19 protein-coding genes are annotated in these 21,407 nt (G+C 55.2%); 18 read left to right on the top strand and 1 reads right to left on the bottom strand.

Going from position 1 to position 21,407, the window contains the following annotated elements; genetic code table 11:
- Positions 1–47 precede the first annotated feature (47 nt).
- The 18 genes from GJT30_03035 (at position 48) to rarD (ending at position 20,661) form a co-directional block, all read left to right on the top strand.
- Entirely contained in the window at positions 48–812 is a 765-nt protein-coding gene (locus tag GJT30_03035; protein MSM38585.1) for a transporter substrate-binding domain-containing protein, read from the top strand.
- Positions 813–881: 69 nt separating this feature from the next.
- Positions 882–1,670, top strand: coding sequence for an ABC transporter permease subunit (locus GJT30_03030; GenBank protein ID MSM38584.1), 789 nt, complete (start codon positions 882–884; stop codon positions 1,668–1,670).
- Positions 1,671–1,677: 7 nt separating this feature from the next.
- A complete protein-coding gene (locus GJT30_03025) occupies positions 1,678–2,400 on the top strand; it encodes an ATP-binding cassette domain-containing protein (protein ID MSM38583.1) in 723 nt (240 codons plus the stop codon).
- A 560-nt stretch (positions 2,401–2,960) separates the two neighbouring features.
- A complete protein-coding gene (locus GJT30_03020; GenBank protein ID MSM38582.1) occupies positions 2,961–4,259 on the top strand; it encodes a TolC family protein in 1,299 nt (432 codons plus the stop codon).
- Positions 4,256–5,500, top strand: a complete 1,245-nt coding sequence (locus GJT30_03015; protein MSM38581.1) for an efflux RND transporter periplasmic adaptor subunit — start codon at positions 4,256–4,258, stop codon at positions 5,498–5,500. The genes GJT30_03020 and GJT30_03015 overlap by 4 nt, the downstream gene beginning before the upstream one ends.
- A gap of 9 nt (positions 5,501–5,509) precedes the next feature.
- Positions 5,510–8,614 carry a CusA/CzcA family heavy metal efflux RND transporter gene (locus tag GJT30_03010; GenBank protein MSM38580.1) on the top strand — a complete coding sequence of 1,035 codons (3,105 nt, stop codon included), beginning with the start codon at positions 5,510–5,512 and terminating at the stop codon, positions 8,612–8,614.
- Between the two features lie 57 nt (positions 8,615–8,671).
- Positions 8,672–9,259, top strand: a complete 588-nt coding sequence (locus GJT30_03005) for a hypothetical protein (protein ID MSM38579.1) — start codon at positions 8,672–8,674, stop codon at positions 9,257–9,259.
- A gap of 286 nt (positions 9,260–9,545) precedes the next feature.
- The gene (locus tag GJT30_03000; GenBank protein ID MSM38578.1) at positions 9,546–11,159 is read left to right on the top strand and encodes a hypothetical protein; all 1,614 of its coding nucleotides are present in this window, start codon (positions 9,546–9,548) and stop codon (positions 11,157–11,159) included.
- 407 nt (positions 11,160–11,566) lie between these two features.
- On the top strand, positions 11,567–12,991 hold the full coding sequence (locus tag GJT30_02995) for a hypothetical protein (protein ID MSM38577.1): 1,425 nt from the start codon (positions 11,567–11,569) through the stop codon (positions 12,989–12,991).
- 67 nt (positions 12,992–13,058) lie between these two features.
- Complete coding sequence (locus GJT30_02990) at positions 13,059–13,334, top strand: hypothetical protein (protein MSM38576.1); 276 nt, start codon at positions 13,059–13,061, stop codon at positions 13,332–13,334.
- Positions 13,335–13,404: 70 nt separating this feature from the next.
- Positions 13,405–14,580 carry an ABC transporter substrate-binding protein gene (locus GJT30_02985; GenBank protein ID MSM38575.1) on the top strand — a complete coding sequence of 392 codons (1,176 nt, stop codon included), beginning with the start codon at positions 13,405–13,407 and terminating at the stop codon, positions 14,578–14,580.
- Between the two features lie 263 nt (positions 14,581–14,843).
- Positions 14,844–15,719: a branched-chain amino acid ABC transporter permease gene (locus GJT30_02980; protein ID MSM38574.1), complete on the top strand. Its 876-nt coding sequence runs from the start codon at positions 14,844–14,846 to the stop codon at positions 15,717–15,719.
- Positions 15,720–15,812: 93 nt separating this feature from the next.
- Positions 15,813–16,736, top strand: coding sequence for a branched-chain amino acid ABC transporter permease (locus tag GJT30_02975; protein MSM38573.1), 924 nt, complete (start codon positions 15,813–15,815; stop codon positions 16,734–16,736).
- Between the two features lie 22 nt (positions 16,737–16,758).
- A complete protein-coding gene (locus GJT30_02970) occupies positions 16,759–17,523 on the top strand; it encodes an ATP-binding cassette domain-containing protein (protein MSM38572.1) in 765 nt (254 codons plus the stop codon).
- Positions 17,524–17,588: 65 nt separating this feature from the next.
- Positions 17,589–18,293 carry an ATP-binding cassette domain-containing protein gene (locus GJT30_02965; GenBank protein MSM38571.1) on the top strand — a complete coding sequence of 235 codons (705 nt, stop codon included), beginning with the start codon at positions 17,589–17,591 and terminating at the stop codon, positions 18,291–18,293.
- A gap of 55 nt (positions 18,294–18,348) precedes the next feature.
- Positions 18,349–19,260, top strand: a complete 912-nt coding sequence (locus GJT30_02960) for an EamA family transporter (protein MSM38570.1) — start codon at positions 18,349–18,351, stop codon at positions 19,258–19,260.
- Positions 19,253–19,735 carry a YbaK/EbsC family protein gene (locus tag GJT30_02955; GenBank protein ID MSM38569.1) on the top strand — a complete coding sequence of 161 codons (483 nt, stop codon included), beginning with the start codon at positions 19,253–19,255 and terminating at the stop codon, positions 19,733–19,735. Before GJT30_02960 ends, GJT30_02955 begins: the two co-directional genes overlap by 8 nt.
- Positions 19,732–20,661: an EamA family transporter RarD gene (gene rarD, locus GJT30_02950; GenBank protein ID MSM38568.1), complete on the top strand. Its 930-nt coding sequence runs from the start codon at positions 19,732–19,734 to the stop codon at positions 20,659–20,661. Before GJT30_02955 ends, rarD begins: the two co-directional genes overlap by 4 nt.
- A gap of 24 nt (positions 20,662–20,685) precedes the next feature.
- Here the strand turns inward: rarD and GJT30_02945 are convergent, their stop codons facing one another.
- The gene (locus GJT30_02945; GenBank protein MSM38567.1) at positions 20,686–21,402 is read right to left on the bottom strand and encodes a GntR family transcriptional regulator; all 717 of its coding nucleotides are present in this window, start codon (positions 21,400–21,402) and stop codon (positions 20,686–20,688) included.
- Between the last annotated feature and the right edge of the window lie 5 nt (positions 21,403–21,407).

The following is a 21,407-nucleotide window of genomic DNA, read 5'->3' as shown; positions in this document are numbered from 1 at the left end:
CCGGAATCCGTCGAATAATCGATATATTTAGACATACCCCGAGGAGGATACAAAAAATGCGAAAATCGTTATTCATGCTTTCTGCAGTTCTGATCCTTGCAGCACTTTCGTTTGCGGCAGTTCCTGCACAGGCTGCCGGGGCTCGCAAAATCGTGGTCGCGACCGATGCTACTTGGCCTCCGATGGAGATGGTGAATGCGAACAAGCAGATTGTCGGATTCGACATCGATTTCATGAACGCTGTCGCCAAAGAGGCGGGCCTGGCTGTCACCTACAAGAATACCGCCTGGGACGGCATCTTTGCCGGTCTCGCATCGGGACAATACGATGCCATCATCTCTTCCGTGACCATCACTGATGAGCGGAAGAAAAACTTCGATTTCTCCGATCCCTATATCAATATCGGCCAGATCATCGTTGTGCCGAAAACCGATAAGACCACCAGGAAACTGGCTGATCTGAAAGGGAAGAAGGCCGGAGCCCAGATTGGCACCACCGGTGCCTTTGAGATCAAGAAGAATGCCGGTGTTGAACTCAAGACCTATGACGAGATCGGGCTGGCCTTCGAGGATATGGCTGCTGGCAGGATCATGGCGGTCGTTTGCGATGAGCCGACTGCAGCACACTATGCCCTGCAGAAGCAGGAGTACAAGGCAAAATTCAAGATAGTCGGCGAGCCTTTCACCCACGAAGGCTATGGCATTACCGTGAAAAAGGGTGACAAGGAGCTGATCGCGCTTTTCAATAAAGGGATCAAGGCAGTCAGGGCAAAGAAGCTGGATGAGAAACTCCGCAAGAAGTGGCTCCGTTAGTCAACTGCATGGGGTGGAGCGATCCACCCCATAATCATATATTTGCAGGAAGGATGAGAACAATCAGGCATGTCAACCAGCGAATCGCCACAATCCCACATCGACGTTGGTGACGGCGCAGCCATCCCAACGAAGTCCGACGCCGGCCTGTTTACCGCGTGGCGCATCGCGTTTGTCGGGTCGATTTCCTGCTGTATCCTGCTGGCGGTATATAAGCCCGATCCGTACCTCGCCATTTTCAAGTTCGTTCCCGATGGCATTCTGGTCACGTTCAAGGTAACCGTAGGGGCTATCCTTCTTGCCATAGTGCTCGGGCTCTTCACCGGACTGGGGCGCATTTCCACAAACAGACTGGTCAATGGCATTGCCTCGCTCTATGTCGAGGTGATCCGCGGCATTCCCCTTCTGGTGCAGATCTTCTACATCTATTATGCGCTTGGGCGGTTTGTCCGAATCCCCGATCTCTTCAGCGCCATCATCGCCATGGCAGTCTGTTACGGTGCCTACATGGGCGAGGTATTCCGGGCCGGCATCCAGTCCATCCCCAAAGGGCAGATGGAGGCTGCGCTCTCCCTCGGGATGTCGCGTCGGCAGGCCATGCGGCACGTCATTCTGCCCCAGTCGATCAAAGTGGTGCTTCCTCCCATCGGCAACGAGTTCATTGCCCTTCTTAAGGATTCCTCCCTGGTATCCATCCTGGCAGTGTCCGATCTCCTTCGCCGCGGCAGGGAATTCGCTTCGGAATCCTTTACCTATTTCGAGACCTACACGGTGATTGCCCTGATCTATCTGGTCATTACCCTTTTCTTTTCCAAGCTGATCGGCATCATGGAGGAACGACTCAATGCGGGAAAATAGTCGCCCCATGATTGAGGCCCGTAATGTCTTCAAGCATTTCGGCAGTTTCCGCGCTTTGCATGATGTCTCTTTCTCTGTAGCTGCCAACGAAAAGGTGGTCATCATCGGCCCCAGCGGTTCGGGGAAAAGCACCTTGCTCCGCTCCATCAACCGCCTGGAGACTATCGATTCGGGCAGCATCATCGTCGATGGCGTGGACATTGCCGATCCGAAAGTCGATATCTGCAAGGTTCGCGAAGAGGTGGGGATGGTGTTCCAGTCTTTCAACCTGTTTCCCCATAAGACCGTTCTGGAAAATCTCACCCTGGCACAGCTCGTCGTTCGGAAACGGAGCAGGGCCGAGGCTACAGATCGCGCCATGGAGCTGTTGAAAAAGGTTGGCATTGCCGAAAAGGCGTCGGCATACCCGAGCAAACTTTCTGGCGGCCAGCAACAGCGGGTCGCCATTGCCCGCTCCCTTGCCATGAACCCGAAGATGATGCTGTTTGATGAACCGACGTCGGCCCTTGATCCGGAGATGATCGGCGAGGTGCTTGACGTCATGAAGGATCTTGCCCGCGAAGGCATGACCATGGCGGTCGTAACCCACGAAATGGGGTTTGCCAGGGAAGTGGCCGACAAGGTCATCTTTATGGACCAGGGTGCCATCGTCGAGGTGGGGACACCGGAGCATTTCTTCACCAGTCCTTCCCACGAGCGGGCAAGGCAGTTTTTAAGCCAGATTTTGTGAAACGATTTCAAGATATTTTCTGTTCTTGACTTTGTAACTCGTGATTTACTATAGTTCAATAAGGTTTTACCCATCTCCTGCTGGGCGGTAATGGCTTGAAGCAGTTGTCCTTGCTCATTATATTCATACTTCTGACCAACTGGTTCAGCGGAATGTGCGAGAATGCACATGCCATGGAAAAGTGTCTGGTCGAACATGTTCCAATCTCTGTAACATGTAATGACACTGGCGAGTGTCCTTCGTGCCCTCTTGAACATCACAACGATTTTGATGGATGTGATACGTGCATCAACTGTGCATGTCATGCATCTCTAACCACTCAGAATTTCCAACTTGTTTATTCCCCGTGTGTTCTTGATTTACACACATCTGACCCATTCAGATTCTTACCCGAAGTCTACCTATCTAAATTTATTCCCCCGCAAAACCAGGCCTAAAAAGACTCGACAGGAGTAGTTTGTCTTCGATCGGGGAATGCTCTGCTTTTCCCCTATGTCGAGTTGCGTCCCGCATTGAATCTATTTCTGCCTAAAAACAACTAAATAGTGGAGGTTAATCCCTTGGGAACAACGGAATGTGCACGTAGAGCATTGCTCTTGGTGCCGGCGATCATATGCATTGTAATGGCTCAACCTGTCCGCGCGGAGACACCGTACCTGGAATTGCAGCAGATACTCGAATATTCATTGCAAAATAACGGCGAACTTAATTCATTTCGTGTTGAGAAGGGTATTCGAGATGCGAACAGAATTAAAGCGGGACTGATGCCCAATCCTACTCTCGATCTTGAAGGGGGAACAGGTGCTTTGACCGGCAGCAGTGCCGAGAACAACCTGGCAATCGGTGTTTCACAGGAAATCGTGCTGGCAGGCAAGCGCCATAAACGCATGACAGTTGCGGAACGCGAACTGGAAACCTACCGCTGGCATTTGCTTGAACGTGGGCGATCTTTGATTGAGGAAGTGAAGACGGTATTCTATGACGTCATGCTTGCCGAGCAACGGCTCAAATTGACAGACCGGTCCATTGAGCTCAACCGGCAGCTTCTTGAAATAACCAAGGAGCGTCTGGCTGCCGGCGATATTCCCGAGCTGGAAATGAATCTGGCAAAAGTGGAGCTGATACGCAGCGAAGGGACTCGAATCGAAGCTGAGCGGGCGCTTCTGCAAATCCGGGCCAAACTCTTTTCGTTCATGGGGCAGCCTTCTGGTGAAACACCGGCCATTGCTGGAGCGTTGGACAACAGCTTCTCTCTTGACAAGAGTCTGGCTGACCTGAAGCAGTTGGCGTTCGCAAAACGTCCCGACCTGAAGGCTCTGGAGGCAGAAAAATCAAAAGGGGACGCGGAGATCGCCCTGGCGCAGTCCGAAGCCATCCCTAACCTTACCGCCGGCCTCGCCTTCAGGCGCGACACGACCAGCATGGAAATCGGAGGAGTTGAAGGCAAAGATACTGCCTACACGATCGGGTTGAAACTGTCGATGCCGATACCGTTGTTCGATAAGAACCAGGCCGGCATTCAGGAGGCCCGGGCAAAACGGAGCAGCAGCGAAAGCCGTTTCTTTGCCGCCACCAGGAATGTGGAACGGGACGTAGAGACCGCCTACGCAAGTTTTCAGAATGCCGAGAAAGTACTCTCTCTCTACAAGTCGAGCATTATCCCCCAGCTTGAAGAAAACCTGCAATTGACCCACGAGGCGTACCGTCTGGGTGAGGTCGGGATACTTTCCGTTATTCAGGAACAGAAAAAATTCTTCGAGGTCAGCGATGGTTATCTGGCAGCGCTTCATGCCCGGCAGCTGGCATTCGTAAAACTCGAATCAGCAGTGGCGACAGACATCAACGGAGGTGCGCAGTGAATAAGAAAGCAATCATCATCGGACTCATCCTGGTTCTGGCCCTGGGGGGCGGCGTCGCCTACCGGCTGATCCATTCCACCACCGGGGGGGGAGAAAAAGTAGAACATAAAGAGACCGGTCATAAGGACGAAAAAGGGGACCATGACGCGGAGAAGGGGCATGAAGGCCACGACGAACATGGCGAGGGAAAACTCGTCAAGATGTCCGCAGAAGTGCAGAAACAGAGCGGCGTGGTCGTGGCTTTGGCCAAAAAACAGCGCCTGGCCGGCACTATCAGCACCACTGGCAAGGTGGAAGCCAATGCCGACCGCATCGCCCATGTGTCGCCCCGCATCTCCGGCAAGATCGTCAGCGTCAAGTCCTCCCTGGGGGACAGCGTTGCCGCCGGCCAGGTATTGGTGACCCTGGACAGTGTCGAGCTGGGTGAAGCCCTGAACCGTTACCATCAGTCAAAGACCAAGTTAGCCTTGGCACAGTCCAACATGGATCGGATCAAGGCACTGGTGGATAAGAAAATTGCGGCCCGCAAGGAGATCCTGCAGGCCGAAACCGACTACAAGACCTCACAGACCGAACTACATACGGATGAAGAACGCCTCGCCTTGTATGGGGTTTCGATTGCTCATCTGAGGGGCGACATTCACAAGAAGCCGCTCTTGCCGGTTCGCTCTCCGATTTCAGGCATTATCACCGAGAAGCATGCCATTGTCGGGGAGCTGTCTGACCCAGCCAAAAGCCTCTACACCGTCGCCGATCTCTCCTCAGTCTGGGTGCTGGTAGACATCCACGAAAAAGACCTGGCCAAAGTCCGCCGGGGACAGGCGGCAACCGTCATCGTTGGCGCTTTTTCCGATCGGAAATTCAGGGGCAGGATAACCTATCTTGCCGATCTGGTCGACGAGGCTACCCGCACGGTCAAGGCGAGGGTCGAAGTTGCCAATCCGGGCCGCATGCTGAAACCGGAGATGTTTGCTACCGTCGAGCTGGCGCTTGCTGCAGACGCTCCACCGGTCCTGGCGGTGCCGGAAGAGGCCCTACAGGAAATGGACGGCAGGAAGCTGATCTTTGTCGCCGAGAAGGAGACCGAGTTTGAACCGAGACCGGTTGAACTGGGGCGTGCCTCTGGCGGCATGGTGGAAGTGGTTTCAGGCCTCAGGGAAGGAGAGCGCTATGCCGTCAAGGGGGCGTTCACACTGAAGTCGGAACTGAAGAAGGGTGAACTTGAGGGGCACGAACATTAAGGAGACAGCATGCTGGAAAGACTCATTGCATATACATTGAAGCAGAAAGGGATGGTCATCTTCTTGGCGCTGGTGATCGTTGTTTTCGGCTTTTACTCGTACATCAGATTGCCGATTGACGCCTTTCCTGATGTGACCAACATCCAGGTTGAGGTGGTCAGCCATGCCGACGGCCTGTCGGCGGTCGAAATCGAACGGAATGTTACCTATCCGATAGAAATGGCCATGCGCGGCCTGCCGGGCATCGAGCAACTCCGCTCGGTGACCAAGTTTGGCCTCTCCATCGTCACCGTTGTCTTTAAGGACAATGTGGATATCTACTTTGCCCGGCAACTGGTCTTCGAGCGGCTGGCCGAGGCACGGGAAAAGGTGCCGAAAGGTGTTCAGGTTGCCATGGGGCCCATCGGAACGGCCATGGGGGAGATCTACCAGTACACCCTGGAAGGTAAGGTGCCCCAGGACCCGGAACAGAAACGGGCTTACCTGACCAACCTGCGCACTATGCAGGAATGGGTCATTACCCCCCAGCTGAAGAGCGTCGCCGGAGTGAACGAAATCAACTCATTCGGGGGCTATTTCAAGCAATACCAAGTGCTGGTGTCGCCGGAGAAACTGGTGAAATACGGCGTCACTGCGGATGATGTCTATAACGCCATCGGCAGCAACAACAGCAATGTTGGCGGTAACGTCCTCGAGCGGGGCACGGACCAGTACATCGTACGCGGCGTCGGCCTGATCCAGAGCATCAGCGACATCGAAAACATAGTCCTCAAATCTCAAAAAGGGACGCCAACCTACCTGCGGGACGTGGCTCAAATAAGGTTAGGCGAAGCGGTTCGCATGGGTGCTGCCATCAAGAACGGCGCCGACGAGGCGGTCGGGGGCATTGTCATGATGCTGCGGGGCGCAAACAGCCGCGATGTGGTATCCAGAGTGGCGGCCAAAGTCAAGGAGATCAACGAAAGCAACATGCTGCCGGACGGAGTCAAGATGGTTCCCTATTACGACCGCAGCGATATTGTGAAGGCCAGTGTCGGTACCGTCAATAAGGCGCTGATCGAAGGCTCCATCCTGGTCTTGATTGTCCTCTACCTGCTCCTGAACAGCATCCGGGGGAGTATCGTGGTGTTGCTGGCCTTACCGCTGTCGCTGTTGGTAACCTTCATCGTAATGAAGCTCACCGGCATTACCGCCAACCTGATGTCCCTCGGTGGCCTGGCCATCTCCATCGGTATGATCATCGATACCACGATTATCCAGGTGGAGAACGTCCAGCGTCACCTGAGTGAAGAGGGGCACCTGCACCCCAAGCTCGACACGGTTCTGAAGGCGGTTATGGAGGTGCGCAAGCCGAGTATATTCGGCGAGTTAATCATTGCCCTTACCTTTATTCCAATCCTGACCCTTGAGGGGATCGAAGGGAAGATGTTCGGCCCGCTGGCAATTACCGTTGCCATTGCTCTGCTCTCGTCGCTACTCCTCTCCATTTTCATTATTCCGGTGCTCTGTAGTCTGTTTCTCAAACCGGAAGAGGGAAAAGACAGCAGGATCATGGCCTGGGCCAAGCAGCAGTACCTGCCGATGCTGGAGTATGCTTTGAACAAGAAGAAGGTCGTCCTCGGGATTGCCGGAGGGCTGCTGGTCGTCTCGCTGTTCCTGGTGACCAGGCTGGGGTCGGAGTTTATTCCGATCATGGATGAAGGGTCGTTTGACATGGATATAGCCATGCTTCCCGGCGTCTCTCTGGCCAAGGCGCTGGAGGTCAACCAACAGGCTGCCGCCAAATTGATGAAGTTTGATGAGCTGGACGTGGTCATTGGCCGCATCGGTCAGACCGGCGTCGCCCTGGATACCCGTGGCGTGGACAAAACCGGCTATGTGGGGGTGTTTAAACCGAAAAGTGAGTGGAAGCGGGACATTACGAAGGAAGAGCTGACCAACGAGTTGCGCGAGGCGCTGGAGAGCGTTCCGGGGATAAGCTTCGGTTTCAGCCAGCCGATCCAGTGCCGGATCGACGAACTGGTGGCCGGCACCCGGGCCCAACTGATCGTCAAGCTGTTCGGCGAAGATCTTGACATTTTAAATGAAAAATCGGCCGAAATAGCCAAGGTTCTCTCCATCGTCCGGGGCGGAACAGACCTCAACACGGAAAAGGTTTCCGGGCAGCCCTATCTGACCGTCACCATCGACCGGGCAAGAATAGCCCGCTATGGCCTCAACATCAGTGATGTGCAGAATGTCATCGAAATAGCGGTAGCTGGCAAGGCGGCCTCTACCTTCTATGAGGCAAACCGGGGCTTCGACATTACCGTTCGGCTGCCGGAGGAGAAGCGGAATTCCATTGAGACTATCAAGAACCTTCTGATCACGACTAAATCAGGAATGAACATTCCTCTCGAACAACTTGCCGAAGTAAGGATGGTGGAAGGACCGGTGCAGATCAGTCGTCAGGATGGCGTGCGCCGGATCGGTATCGAGATGAACGTCACCGGTCGGGATATGGGTAGTTTCGTAGCCGAGGCGAAGCAGAAGATCAAGGAACAGGTAAAACTACCAGTCGGTTACTACCTGACCTGGGGCGGCCAGTTCGAGAACCAGCAGCGCGCCATGAACAAGTTGATGATCATCGGCCCTGTGGCTATCGGGCTGATCCTCTTGCTGCTCTACGTTACCTTCCGCTCCATTCGCTTGGCGCTGCTGGTAATTTCCAACCTGCCGTTCGCCCTGATCGGCGGAATTTTTTCTCTCTTTCTCTCTGGCCAATATCTCTCGGTTCCGGCGTCGGTCGGTTTTATCGTCCTTTTCGGGGTGGCGGTGCTGAATGGCCTGGTTCTGGTATCGCGCATTTCGCAGCTTAGGGACGAGGGGATGGAACTCGGGGAGGCCATCAGGAAGGGCGCCGCTGATCGGCTCCGGCCGGTGCTGATGACCGCATCCATAGCCATCTTCAGTCTGATGCCGATGCTGCTGGCCAGCGGGACCGGTTCGGAGATCCAGAAGCCGCTGGCAACGGTCGTTGTGGGTGGTTTGATAACCTCAACCCTGCTGACCCTGTTGATCATCCCGGCAGTATACGGTTGGTTCGAGAAGAGGAAAGTCGAAGCGGAAATGTAGTCAAATCCGGATTGAACCGAAGTTAAACGATGGTTGAGCCGCAAAAGGAGCTACGTCATGACGAAAATATGTCTAATGTTGATCATGCTGGTCTTTCTTTTTAGAGGGCTTGCGGAATGCTCTGTACTGTTTGAGGCAAACAATGCATGTTTGCCAAAAGATGCTTCAGAGAGTATTTCTCGTGGGATTGTCCCGGAAGGATTGTCCGCATTGCGGGTCACCGCCAGCATAAAAACTCACAAGCCTGGTATTCATTCTGTATCGGATATCCACGGAACGCCGGATTACAAAATTTTACTGAATATCGACGGTGAAGTCTTGAAATTGAGCGGGCAACTGCATGAAGAAAATAGCGAACCGAAGAAACTGTCGGATCCGGAAACTGGCGACGGTATCAGGTATGTCTTTCAAGAAAATCTGCGCTTGAAGGCTGGCCATCATTCGATAGTGGTGACCCTACAAAACGATGATATTGAAGTTCATAAAACAATGACGCTTGAAGCTGGGAGCATGAACAATCTGGTGTTGGAGCCGATTTATCGTGCTGTGCCAGGAAAGAAGCGATTGGGTCTTTATGGTACTCCCAGCTTTACGGAGGGCCTGAAAGGGTTCGCTCTCCTATTGAATGGGAGAACCTTGGATTGATGTGAGCGCATTTGACAGGTAGCTGGCTTCAGGCTCATTCATGGAAATGGATGAACGATCAGGGAAGAGCGATCTTCCCTTTTTTTATTTGACAAATATCGCGTAAAGCTGTATTGAAAATAAAAATCAATATCTACACGTATGTATTCATAATTTATATAGATAATATATGGTTGTGATAGGCAGATGCTTAGATGGCGTGACGCCGGAAAATTTCATGAGCAAACCCGTAGTTAAACAATCCCAATATCTTTGCCGATACAACTGTAGGGAGGATAAGTGCATGATGATAAAATTGGCGAATAGTGTTCTGCTCGTCGGCCTGTTGCTCTGCATCAACTTTCACGTGGCGATGGCGGCTGAAGTCATTCCGGAGAGGGTCGAAAGCAAGCACTGGTCGTGTCTGGAGCTGAAGGATCTTGCCGTTAAGTATGATGCTTCACGACGGGTTCCTGATGGCGAGTTTGTTGCAAAACAGGACCTTGCTGCTTCGCTTCTGGCGGTTCTGGATAAAGTCATGGAGATGTGTGACAAGAATGGTTCCAATGCAATTCCCAAGGAAGATATGGAGCGGATTGCTCGTCTTTACGATGCCTTGAAAGCGGATCTTTCAGGTTACGAGGGTTATCTGACCAGGCGTGAAGCAATAGAGAAGATGCTTGCCAAACCCGATGAAACAAAACCTCCTTTTGAATTTGCTGCTGGAATCGGCGGGTTTCTGCGAGGCGAAGGAGTGGGGAATTTCCGTTTGACGGATTTCAGTTATGCGCCCAACCACGCAGAAGGAAGATTTCTCTATCGTGCAAAGCCTTTTGTTTACTGGCACCCAACTGACTGGATAGACATCCATGTCGAGGGACAGGGGTACGGGTACATGGGAGGAGAGCACCAGGAACGCAACCGTTTTTCCCTTTACCAGGGTTATGCTGAACTGAAATCGCCCGGTCGGGACTGGCTCTCCCTGAAGGGAGGGCGTCAGGAATTCAGCTACGGCAGCGCCTTCATCCTCGGCACCAACTCCTTCTTCGACGGCCTTGTATTCGACGCGGCACGGCTCAGGGTAAAACCGATAGAGCCCCTCAGCCTCGACTTCCTGCTTGGCGCCTATGCTCCCCCCTTCAACAACGGGTTTTTGGGGAACTTGGCCGGTGCCTATGCAACCTACAGTATCGACGATGCGACTTCTGCCGAACTCTATGTCTTTCGTGATTCAGGCTCGGAAGATCACCATGTCGACGAGCGTCTTATGATATGGGGCGGGCGGGGGACTGCAACATTCGGTTCGTTTTCTGCTGAAGCTGAATTGGTCTACGAATCGGGCAAGCTTTTCAACGGGATAACCGGGAACAATGATGATATCGATGCCTTTGGCGGTCATATCGACGTGACCTATGATGCAGACCTGGCGGGATACAGCAACAAATTCTTCCTGAGTTACGCATACGGGTCGGGGAGTCAGGACTCAGCCGATGGCATCCGATCGAACCGGGAATTCCGCAATCCCAATAATGATACTTCCCTGGTGGGGGATATGTGCGTTGTCGGTGATCTCTCGGGCCTGACCGTGGGAGACCACCATGCCAGCGGACTGCAGATCTATACCCTTGGATGGGGTATAGATCTGTCAAAACAGGTCAATTTCTCCGCGACCGGGCGCTATTTTGTAGCTGATCACGTTGAGGCCGGTTTTAAGCGGGACATCGGCCTTGAGACCGATTTCACACTGACCTACATGGTATCTGACAACGTCTCCGTGATTGTTGGCTATGATCATTTCATCACCGGAAGATTTTTCAGGGACGCCGCCCAGAGCGATGATGATATCCTTTACGGGTATTCAATGCTGCAGTTCAACCTGGAGAAAAACTGGTTAAAGACAAAGAAGCCGGGTGACATCTGACGCAGTTCCTTTCCGCAGCATAAAAACTCCGCGATTACACGGCGGGGAGATCCCTTGGGTCTCCCCGTTGTCGTTTCCAAGCTCCCTTCATTGTCCATTCTTGAATTGTCAGACCAAGAGATTGTTTGTCGCTGCCAAAGATTTCAGGTGCAAATTCTGCCTGTAAACCTGAATGGTTGGATAATGCGACTCCATGCTATAGGTAGTTGTTAAAATGTTTAACCATTAAAAAAAAGTTGATTTGCACGAGGTATTGCATTAAATATACGTTGTTTTTCATTCAACTACAGCGCGGGTTAGATCCCGTGGACTTGCATGAAAAAAGCGAAAAGGGGGGCTCTGGGTCGAGGAATGAAGGGCAGCAGGATGCAGATTGAGATGCATTATATTCATTCAGAGAGGAGTGCATGAACATGAAGAAATCTGTTGTAGTCGCCGCGGCATGCGCCGTAGCAGTCGGTGCTGCAGTACCGGCATTTGCCTTTGAGAATGAGTTTCACGGGATGTTTCAGACCCAGTTCGACGTCTCGAACTTCAATGGGACGAACAATGTGAGGGATAACCAGGGCGACACAGGTGGCTTTGGTACCTATGATCCAAGCACCACGGACAAAAAGGCCCCGACGGCAAACTTCTTCGAGCAACGCGCTCGTCTGGCCTATATTGCCAAGGCTTCGGACGATCTCAAGCTGGTGACGAAATTCGAAATCGATTATAAATATTGGGGGAATGATTCTTATTCCGTAAAGCGTAATGGTGGTGCTGCTCTCGGTTCCGATGATATCAACCTGGAAACCAAGAACGTCTATCTGGACATGAACATCCCGACGACAAAGATTAACGCAAAAATCGGTATGCAGCCGTTCGATGATGCATTCAAAGGCATCTTCGCCAGTGCCGACATGGCTGGTATCTTCGTATCCCATTCTTATACCGATGCCGCTGCCTCCGCAGGCTTTTTCCGCTGGAACGACAATGGCTTTGACCTTGGCAAAGAGACCCGCGACTTTTTTGTCCTGGATGGTAAATACAACGTTACCAAAGATATCAAGGTTGGCGGCGCCTACTACCTGGTGAACAGCGACAATGCCGACAGGGACCAGGGTGCGTATACTGCGCCCCAGGTGAATAACGTTGAGAACGTGATCGTTCACATGCTCGGTGTCAATGCCGAAGCAGGTTTCGGTCCCTTGACGCTGGACGGGTTCGTTGTCTATCAGTTCGGTAACGATGAGCAGACGGTCAGCAAGCCCACTTCCAATCACATCAGCGCCTTTGCGGCAAACGCCGGGGCACGGTTGAAGGTCGGTAAGGGCACGGCCCGCACCGAGCTCCTCTACGTCTCCGGTGAAGGTAACCCCGGTGGCCGCAGCACCAGCAACGCCTTCTACACCCCCTCCGGGTTCGGGCTCTCGGAAAGCGGCTATTACAGTAACGAGATGGTTATCCTCGGTCGCGACAAATACGCCATGACCAATGATGCTGCCATCGTCTATGACGTGAATAACAGGGATCAGGGTGTGATCTTTGGCGCTCTCGGTTACGACCATCCCTTCACTGACAAACTGAAGGCCAGTGCCAATCTCGGATTTGCTGCAGTAGCCAAGGAGAACCTCAACAAGCCTGTTAACGTGAAGACCGGGCAGAGAAACTCCAGCAATTATCTTGGCACCGAAATCAATGCTGAAGTCGATTATAAGGTTTTTGAGAGCGTAACGCTGACAGGACGTGCCGGTTATGTCGTTCTGGGGGACTACTACAAGGATATCGCCGCCAACGGTACGCCGGACAATCCGTATGATGTGAAGCTCATCGTCAACTACAGTTTCTAGGTCCTGAACTGAACGGTCGCGTCCTCGGCCGCGACCGGCAACCATTCCACGAGATAGGGAGGCAGAAATGAAAAAAATCGCGATGATACTGGCCATTGCCGTACTGACGGCTTCCGCCATTCCCGCTTTTGCAGAGATGACCAAGGATGAGAAGGATCAATGCCTGCTGGCATCCAAAGGGTGCGCCGGCGAGGTCGATTCTATCCAGAAACAGGTAAAGAAGATCCAGGCGGAGATCAAGAAGGGTACCAAGGTGTATTCAGCCGATGAACTCAGGACCCTTGAGCAGAAGCTCAAGGAGGTCAATGCATTTATCAAGAGCATGGACAAGCCGGGGAGATAGTTCCATTCCACTTGCATTTGCATGTTTAGCTGATACACGTAACTGTATACCATTGATCAGGAGGTTCACGATGAACATGAGAAAGATGGCGGCCTTGCTTTTGGTAGGTATGCTGGCAGCCGGCAGTTTCGGCTGCAAGAAAAAGGACGGTGGCGAGGCGCCGAAGGCTGCCGGCGACACCATCAAGATCGGTTTCCTCGGTGCCCTTACCGGTGACGTTGCCATGTTCGGCAAACCGACCCTGGAAGGGATGAAGATGGCTGCCGACGAGCTGAACGCTGCCGGCGGCATCCTCGGCAAGAAGATAGAGATCGTGGAGGCGGATAACCGCGGTGACAAGCAGGAGGGCGCCTCGGTAACCCAGAAACTGATCAGCCGCGATAATGTCGTTGCCATTGTCGGCGACCCGACTACCGGCATTACCAAGGTTGCAGCTCCCATTGCCCAGAAGGCTCAGGTCGTTCTCCTCTCCGCAGGTGCGACAGGCCCGGGCGTTGTCGAAAATGGCGATTTCATTTTCCGCGATACCCTGCTGGACAGCGTCGCCATTCCTGCTTGCATCGACTTCTTTGCCAAGGACATGGGCTACAAAAAGGTGGCAGTGATCACGTCCGACAACAACGATTATAGCGTCGGCCTTTCCCAGACCTTCCGCGATGCCGCCAAGGGAAAAGGGATCGAGATCGTTGCCGAAGAGAAGGTAAAGGACGGCGACAAGGACTTCAGTGCCCAGATTACCAACATCAAGGCAAAGAAACCTGACGTCATTTTCTTCTCCGGCTATTACACCGAAGCGGCCCTGATCATGAAAGAAGCCCGCAAGCAGGGTCTCAAGGCCAAGATGTTCGGCGGCGATGGCCTCTTCTCGCCGAAACTCATCGAGCTCGGCGGTGATGCGGTAGAAGGCACCATGTCCGCCCTCGGCTTCTCTCCCGAGCAGGCATCGCCGGTAACCGCCAAATTTGTCGAGGCGTTCAAGAAGAAGTTCAACGGTGCCGAGCCCGGTCTGTTCGATGCCCAGGGCTACGATGCCATCATGCTGCTCGCCGATGCCATCAAGCGCGCCAACAGTGCCGATCCGAAGGTATTCAAGGCAGCTCTTGCCCAGACCAAGAACTTTGAAGGAGTATCCGGAACCATCACCATCCGCGACAATCGCGAGCCGATCAAGTCGCCGCTCGCTCTTCTCGAAGTGAAGGGGGGCAAATTCGCCCTGAAGGCCAAAGTTCCTGTCAAGATGGACTGACAGCGTTTTTATCAGAAGAGTGATTGGTATGTCAAAGGCCCGGCAGGTTATCCTTCCGGGCCTTTTAACGTGGGGCTGAACAGACGTGACTCGTGATTGACACATGGGAATGTTAATTTGGTCAAACCATTTATTATCCACTTGCACAGCAGGATGCATTCATGGTAAACGAACATGATTTAATTGGTATAGTACGGTTGGTTGAAACTCGTATCCGGCAGGCCTCATTGCGGTTCTGAACGTAACGTGAACAAGGACGGGCTATGTTTTTTCAGCAGCTTATCAACGGGATCGCACTGGGGAGCACCTACGCGCTGATTGCCCTCGGCTACACCATGGTCTATGGCATCATTACGCTGATCAACTTTGCCCATGGCGAAATCTACATGGTCGGTGCCTTTGTCGGGCTCCTCCTGGTCGCCACCTTCAAGCTGAATATCTTCGTGGCCATGGTGCTTGCCATGGTCACCTGCATGGTGCTCGGTGTTCTCATCGAACTGATCGCCTACCGTCCCTTGCGGAAATCGTCCCGGCTCTCTGCCCTGATCTCCGCCATCGGGGTCTCCATCTTTCTTTCCACGCTCGCCCAGATGATCTTCGGCGCCGATGCCAAGGGGTTCCCGAGCGATGCCTTTCCGGTCAACCAGATCCATATCGGCGATGCCGACATATCGACCCTCCAGCTGCTCATCATCGGCATTTCTGCCATTCTCATGGTGGCGCTCGAATTCATCGTTCAAAAGACCAAGATCGGCAAGGCGATGCGGGCAACCTCCGAGGATTACAACACCGCTGCACTCATGGGGATCAACGTCAATGTCGTCATCTCGTTCACCTTTGCCCTCGGTTCGGCCCTAGCTGCAGCCGGCGGCGTTCTGGTGGGGCTCCTCTTCAACGCGGTTTCCTTCAACATGGGTCTTATGGCAGGTCTGAAGGCCTTTGCCGCGGCAGTCCTCGGCGGGATCGGGTCCATCCCAGGCGCCATGCTGGGCGGGCTCCTCTTGGGAATTACCGAAGTACTCGGCGTGGCAGCCGGATACTCCTCGTACCGCGATGCCATCGCCTTTGCCATCCTGGTACTGGTTCTGCTGGTGCGTCCGACCGGTCTTCTGGGAAGAAAGATACAGAAAAAAGTCTAACGTCGGGTTGGGGATTGACGCACCGGCAAGGGGTTCAGCCTCTCTTAGCTGGTGCGTTCGCCGCCCGAATCCAGGGATTTGAGGTTTTCAAGTATGGGTGAAGCGCTACAGGCTCTGTTGGGGAATATCAACCCCTATTTTCTGCAGATCATCGTCAATATCGGCATCGGCATCGTCCTCGCTCTGGGGTTGAACGTCATAACCGGGCTTACCGGCCAGCTTTCCCTTGGGCATGCGGCCTTCATGAGCGTGGGCGCCTTCACCAGTGCGCTCCTGACCATCAGGCTCGGCATGCCGTTCACTCTCAATATCCTCGTCACCGGCCTGGTGACGGCTGGTGTCGGCGCTCTGATCGGTTATCCCATCCTCAGGCTCACCGGCGATTATCTGGCGATCTGCACCCTCGGTTTTGCCGAGATCGTCAAGGTGGTCTTTCTCAACCTCGACATCACCAACAGGGCACTCGGCCTTTCCGTGCCGAGCCCCAATACCACGATCCCCATGCCGATCATGGTCTGGCTCGTGGTCGTGCTGGCCGTTATCGTCGTCTCCTTCATCCATAACTCCCGTTTCGGCAGGGCGCTCAAGGCCATCCGCGGCGACGAGATCGCTGCCGAGGCGATGGGGATCGACGTGGCGCGCTACAAGGTCCAGTCTTTTGCCATCGGGACCTTTCTCGCCGGGGTGGGTGGGGGGCTGTACGCCCACTTCATCAGCTACATCAACCCCTCCGATTTCGGATTTCTCAAGTCCATCGATATCCTCAGCATGATCGTTCTCGGCGGCCTGGGGAGCATTCCCGGCAGCATCATCGGCGCGACGATCCTTGCCGCGGCACCGGAATTCCTCCGTTTCATGGCCAAGTACCGCATGCTGGTCTATGGCGGTCTCCTGGTCTTCATGATGATCTTTCGGCCCAACGGCCTCATGGGGGGCATCAACTTTACCGAAGTTGTCCTGAGGGCCATTGGCCGTAAGCCGCACATGAAGGAAGAGATGGAAAAGAAGCAGCACTAATTCGAGCAGATAGAGACGTGCCATGTCGATACTCAAACTAGAAAATGTGACGATCCAGTTCGGCGGCCTGGTCGCCGTGGACAGCGTGAACCTGACCGTGGAGCCGGGGACCATCCAGGCCCTCATCGGTCCCAACGGCGCTGGCAAGAGCACCCTCTTCAACCTGATCACCGGGATCTACAAACCGACCTCCGGTGCAATCACCTTCAAAGATCGTCCCATCAGCGGCATGCAGACCTACCGGATCGCCGCTGCCGGCATCGGCCGAACCTTCCAGAACATCAGGCTCTTCACTGAACTTTCCGTGCTCGACAACGTCCTGATCGGTGCCCATACCCGCGGCAGCTGGGATCTGACCGGGGCCATCCTCAAATTTACCCCCTGGGTGAAGCGCGAGGAAGGGGAGCTGATGGAGTGGGCCATCCATTGCCTCACGCTGGTCGAACTCTCCTACAAGGCATTCGAGTCGGCCGGCAATCTCCCCTACGGAGAACAGCGTCGCCTCGAGATTGCCCGGGCGCTGGCCCTTAAGCCCGATCTGCTGCTCCTGGATGAGCCGGCGGCCGGCATGAACCCCCAGGAGAAGATGGTGTTGATGGAGATGGTCAAGAAGATCCGCGCCACCGGCGTTACGGTGTTCCTGGTGGAACATGACATGAAATTCGTCATGGGGCTTTCCGAGCGGATTGCAGTACTGGATTACGGGATAAAGATTGCCGATGGTACACCCGAAGAGATCCGCCAGGACCCGAAGGTTATCGAGGCATATCTGGGAAAATCGCACTGAACCGGGCAAGAGGGCGCCGAGTTTCTCTCGTGCCGCTTCCCAGCCACGGTTGTTGAGGTCATGACATGCTCGTCGTAGAGAATCTCTTTGTGAACTACAAGGCCATCAAGGCCTTGAAGGACGTCTCCTGCAGGGTCGAGCAGGGGGAGATCGTCGCGCTCATCGGCGCCAATGGTGCCGGCAAGACAACCACCCTGAATACGGTATCCGGCATCGTGCCCGTTGCAGCTGGCGCAATTCGCTTCCTGGGTGAGGAGATCACCGGTGTCGCTCCCCACGAGATCGTCAAGCGGGGGATCTCCCAGGTGCCCGAGGGGCGGCGCGTGTTTGCCAATATGACGGTGCTGGAAAACCTGGAGATGGGTGCCTATATCCGCTCGGACACCAAGGGGATCAACGAGGGGATCGAGCAGGTATTCCAGCGCTTCCCGCGGCTCTTCGAACGGAAGAAGCAGCTGGCCAAGACCCTTTCGGGGGGTGAGCAGCAGATGCTTGCCATGGGGCGGGCCCTCATGTCGCAGCCGAAGCTGATGCTGCTCGACGAGCCTTCCATGGGCCTGGCACCCATGCTGGTGGAGAAGATCTTCGAGATCATCCGGGAGATCAACAAGGCAGGGACCACGATCATGCTGGTGGAGCAGAACGCCAACATGGCCCTTTCCATCGCCAACCGGGCCTATGTGCTGGAGACCGGCGAGGTGGTTCTCTCCGGCGATGCGCGCGAGCTGGCGGCAAATCCCGAGGTCCGCAGGGCATACCTGGGAGAATGATCGATTCTTCTGCCTGCACGGGCGGTCTGTGCCGGGCATTCCCGAAAGCATACTGATGAACGACAAACCCGTGATAAACCCCTATCTGGCGGTGCTGGTAGGGGTTTTCGCCATTTCATTCTCGGCGCTCTTCGTGCGCCTGGCTTCGGCGCCGGCCATGATTATTGCCACCTATCGGCTGCTGTTCACCTTTCTCATGCTGGCCCCCTTCACGCTGCTACGGCACCGCTCCGATCTCGGACTGCTTTCCGGTCGGGAGCGCGGGCTGGCAGCCTTGAGCGGCCTCTTTCTCGCCCTGCATTTCGTCACCTGGTTTGCTTCCCTGCGCTATACCAGCATTGCCAGTTCGGTCGTCCTGGTGACGATCCAGCCGGTATTCGTGGTGATCGGATCGTGGGTCTTCTTCCGTGAGCGGATCAGCCGCCTGGCTATGCTCGGCGGGCTGCTTGCCCTGTCCGGCAGCTTCATCATCGGTGCCAGCGACTTTCAGCTCGACATGCGGGCGTTCTGGGGGGATCTGCTGGCACTCCTGGCGGCACTGCTGGTGTCAGGCTATCTTTTGGTCGGTCGGCGCCTGCGGAGCGACGTGAGCCTTCCCGCCTACACCTTTTTCACCTACGGGAGCAGTTCGGTGGTGCTCCTCCTGGCGACCCTGGCGAGCAGGACGCCGCTCTATCCCTATCCCGCCGGCGACTGGCTCCTGTTCCTGGCACTCGCCCTGGTCTGCACCGTGCTCGGGCATACGGTGTTCAACTGGGTGCTGCGCTACGTCCAGGCTTCCGTGGTTTCGGTGAGCATTCTCGGCGAGCCGCTCGGCGCCATTGTCTGGGCATCTCTCTTTTTGCGGGAATATCCGACGCTACGACAGGTGATCGGCGCGGGTTTCATATTTTGTGGGCTTTTCCTGTTTACCCGTGTCTCGGTACGGGATATCGTTATAAACGATCCGGGAGGTAAGCGTGGCTAAAAAAAGTGGGAGTGTGGAGCGGGTGCGGAGTGCGCTTGCGGCTGCCGGAGTGCCCGGCGCGGTGCAGGAGCTGACGGTCAGCACGAGAAGCGCCCAGGAGGCGGCAGATGCGGTCGGTTGCGATGTGGCTCAGATCGTGAAATCCCTGGTGTTACAAGGCGCCGAGAGCGACAGGCTCTTCCTGGTGCTGACCAGTGGCAGCAACCGGGTCTGTGTAGGTCGGATCGCCGATATGGCCGGCGAACCGGTGGTCATGGCCAATGCCCAGACCGTGCGGGCCCAGACCGGCTTTGCCATTGGCGGGGTGCCGCCGCTCGGCCATCTGGAGCCGCTGACGGCATTCATCGACCGCGACCTCTTGGGGCATGCGATGATCTGGGCCGCTGCAGGTGCGCCCAATGCGTTGTTCCCCCTGTCCCCCTCAGATCTGCTCCGGATAACCGGCGGCAGCGTGGCAGACGTGGCTGAACAATGACCACGACCCGGCAGGTGGGACATCCGGAGGCAGGCACCGGTCTTCTTCTGGGGTTGTTCGCCTATCTCATTTGGGGCGGGTTCCCGGTCTATTTCAAGGCCCTGGGTATCGTCCCCCCGCTCCAGGTCGTGTCGCACCGGATCTGCTGGTCTGTTGTCTTTCTCACCCTGCTGCTCGTCCGCCACGAGGGGCGACGGGATCTTCGCCGGGCAGTGCGCGATCGTCAATCCATGCTGCTCCTGGTGACGACGTCACTGCTCATCGCCACCAACTGGCTGGTCTTCATCATTGCCATCGATCACGCCCAGGTTCTGCAATCGAGTCTTGGTTACTTCATCACCCCCTTTGTCAGCGTGCTGCTTGGGGTGATTTTCCTGCGGGAGCGGTTGCGCAGGTTGCAGCTGGTAAGCCTCATCCTGGCTGCACTGGGTGTCGTGCTGCTGACCGTGCAGTATGGCCGGTTCCCCTGGGTTGCGCTGATCCTGGCCGGGACCTTCGGTTCCTATGGCCTGTTGCGCAAGGTCGTGCAGGTCGATTCCCTTACCGGCCTGACCGTGGAGACGTATCTCCTCGGGCCGCTGGCATTCGCGTACCTGCTCTATGCGGGGTGGCGCGGGCAAGGGGCATTTCTGCACAACGGGATGCAGGTGGATATCCTGCTGATGCTGGCCGGGGTAGTGACGGCGATACCGCTTCTGCTCTTCGCTGCCGCGGCGCGTCGTCTCAGGCTGGCAACCATCGGTTTCCTGCAGTACATTACGCCGACCCTGCATTTTCTCCTGGCAGTCCTTGTCTATGGCGAGCCTTTTTCCCAGGCCCACCTGGTCAGTTTCCTGTTTATCTGGGGAGGGCTCTGTCTCTATTCCTGGGATGCGTATCGGGCCATGCATGCTGCGAGGAAGGTTGAGGCGGGTGGGGCAGGGTAGGAGCGAACGTCTTCCGGTCGGGGGCTAGGTGGCTCCCTTGTGCTCCATGTAGCTGTTGAAACGGCGGACGTGGTCCTGTGCCAGATGGCGGGCAGATTCGGCGTTCTTTGTCGCGATCGCCTGCACGATATCCGCAAGGTCGCGGTAATTTTCTTCCAGTAGATGTTCTTCCTTTGCCAGGTAGCTTTCGTAGTAGGTGTGGATGTTGCTGTAGACCGTCTGGAGCACGGAGATGTAGAGCTGGTTTGCGGTCATTTCCGCCAGCGCCAGATGGATCTCCTCGTCGGTCCTGATGAAGGCGTCCCAGAAGAGCGCCCCCTTGCTGAGTAATTCCTTGGCCTGTCCGAGCAGGGTTTGCAGCCGCTGCACGTCTTTTGCGGTGGCACGCTCGGCAGCCAGTGCGGCAACCAGTCCTTCCACCCCTTCCCTGAACTCGGCGAGCTGCTGCAGGGAAACCTTGCGTGAACGGATGAGCAGGCCAAGGCTTTCGCTCATCTGGTCCGTTGAAGCGCCACGGACCACCGACCCGCCAGTGACCCCGGTCTTGATCTGGATCAGCCCCTTCTGTTCAAGAACGCGCAGCGCCTCCCGCAGTGTCCCCCGGCTGACATTGAACTTCTCCTTCAACTCCCGCTCTGCCGGCAGGTGTTCGCCTGCCTTCAGCTTTCCCGAGACAATCGCTTCCTGGATCTGCTCTACCACATCCTGGAATATCCTGTTCTGTTTTGCCTGGCGGAACATGGCCA

This window comes from Geobacter sp., assembly GCA_009684525.1.
In the GTDB taxonomy this organism is placed as follows: domain Bacteria; phylum Desulfobacterota; class Desulfuromonadia; order Geobacterales; family DSM-12255; genus Geoanaerobacter.
The sequence above is the reverse complement of the archived record's forward strand: the minus strand, read 5'-3'. Positions and strand labels throughout refer to the sequence as shown.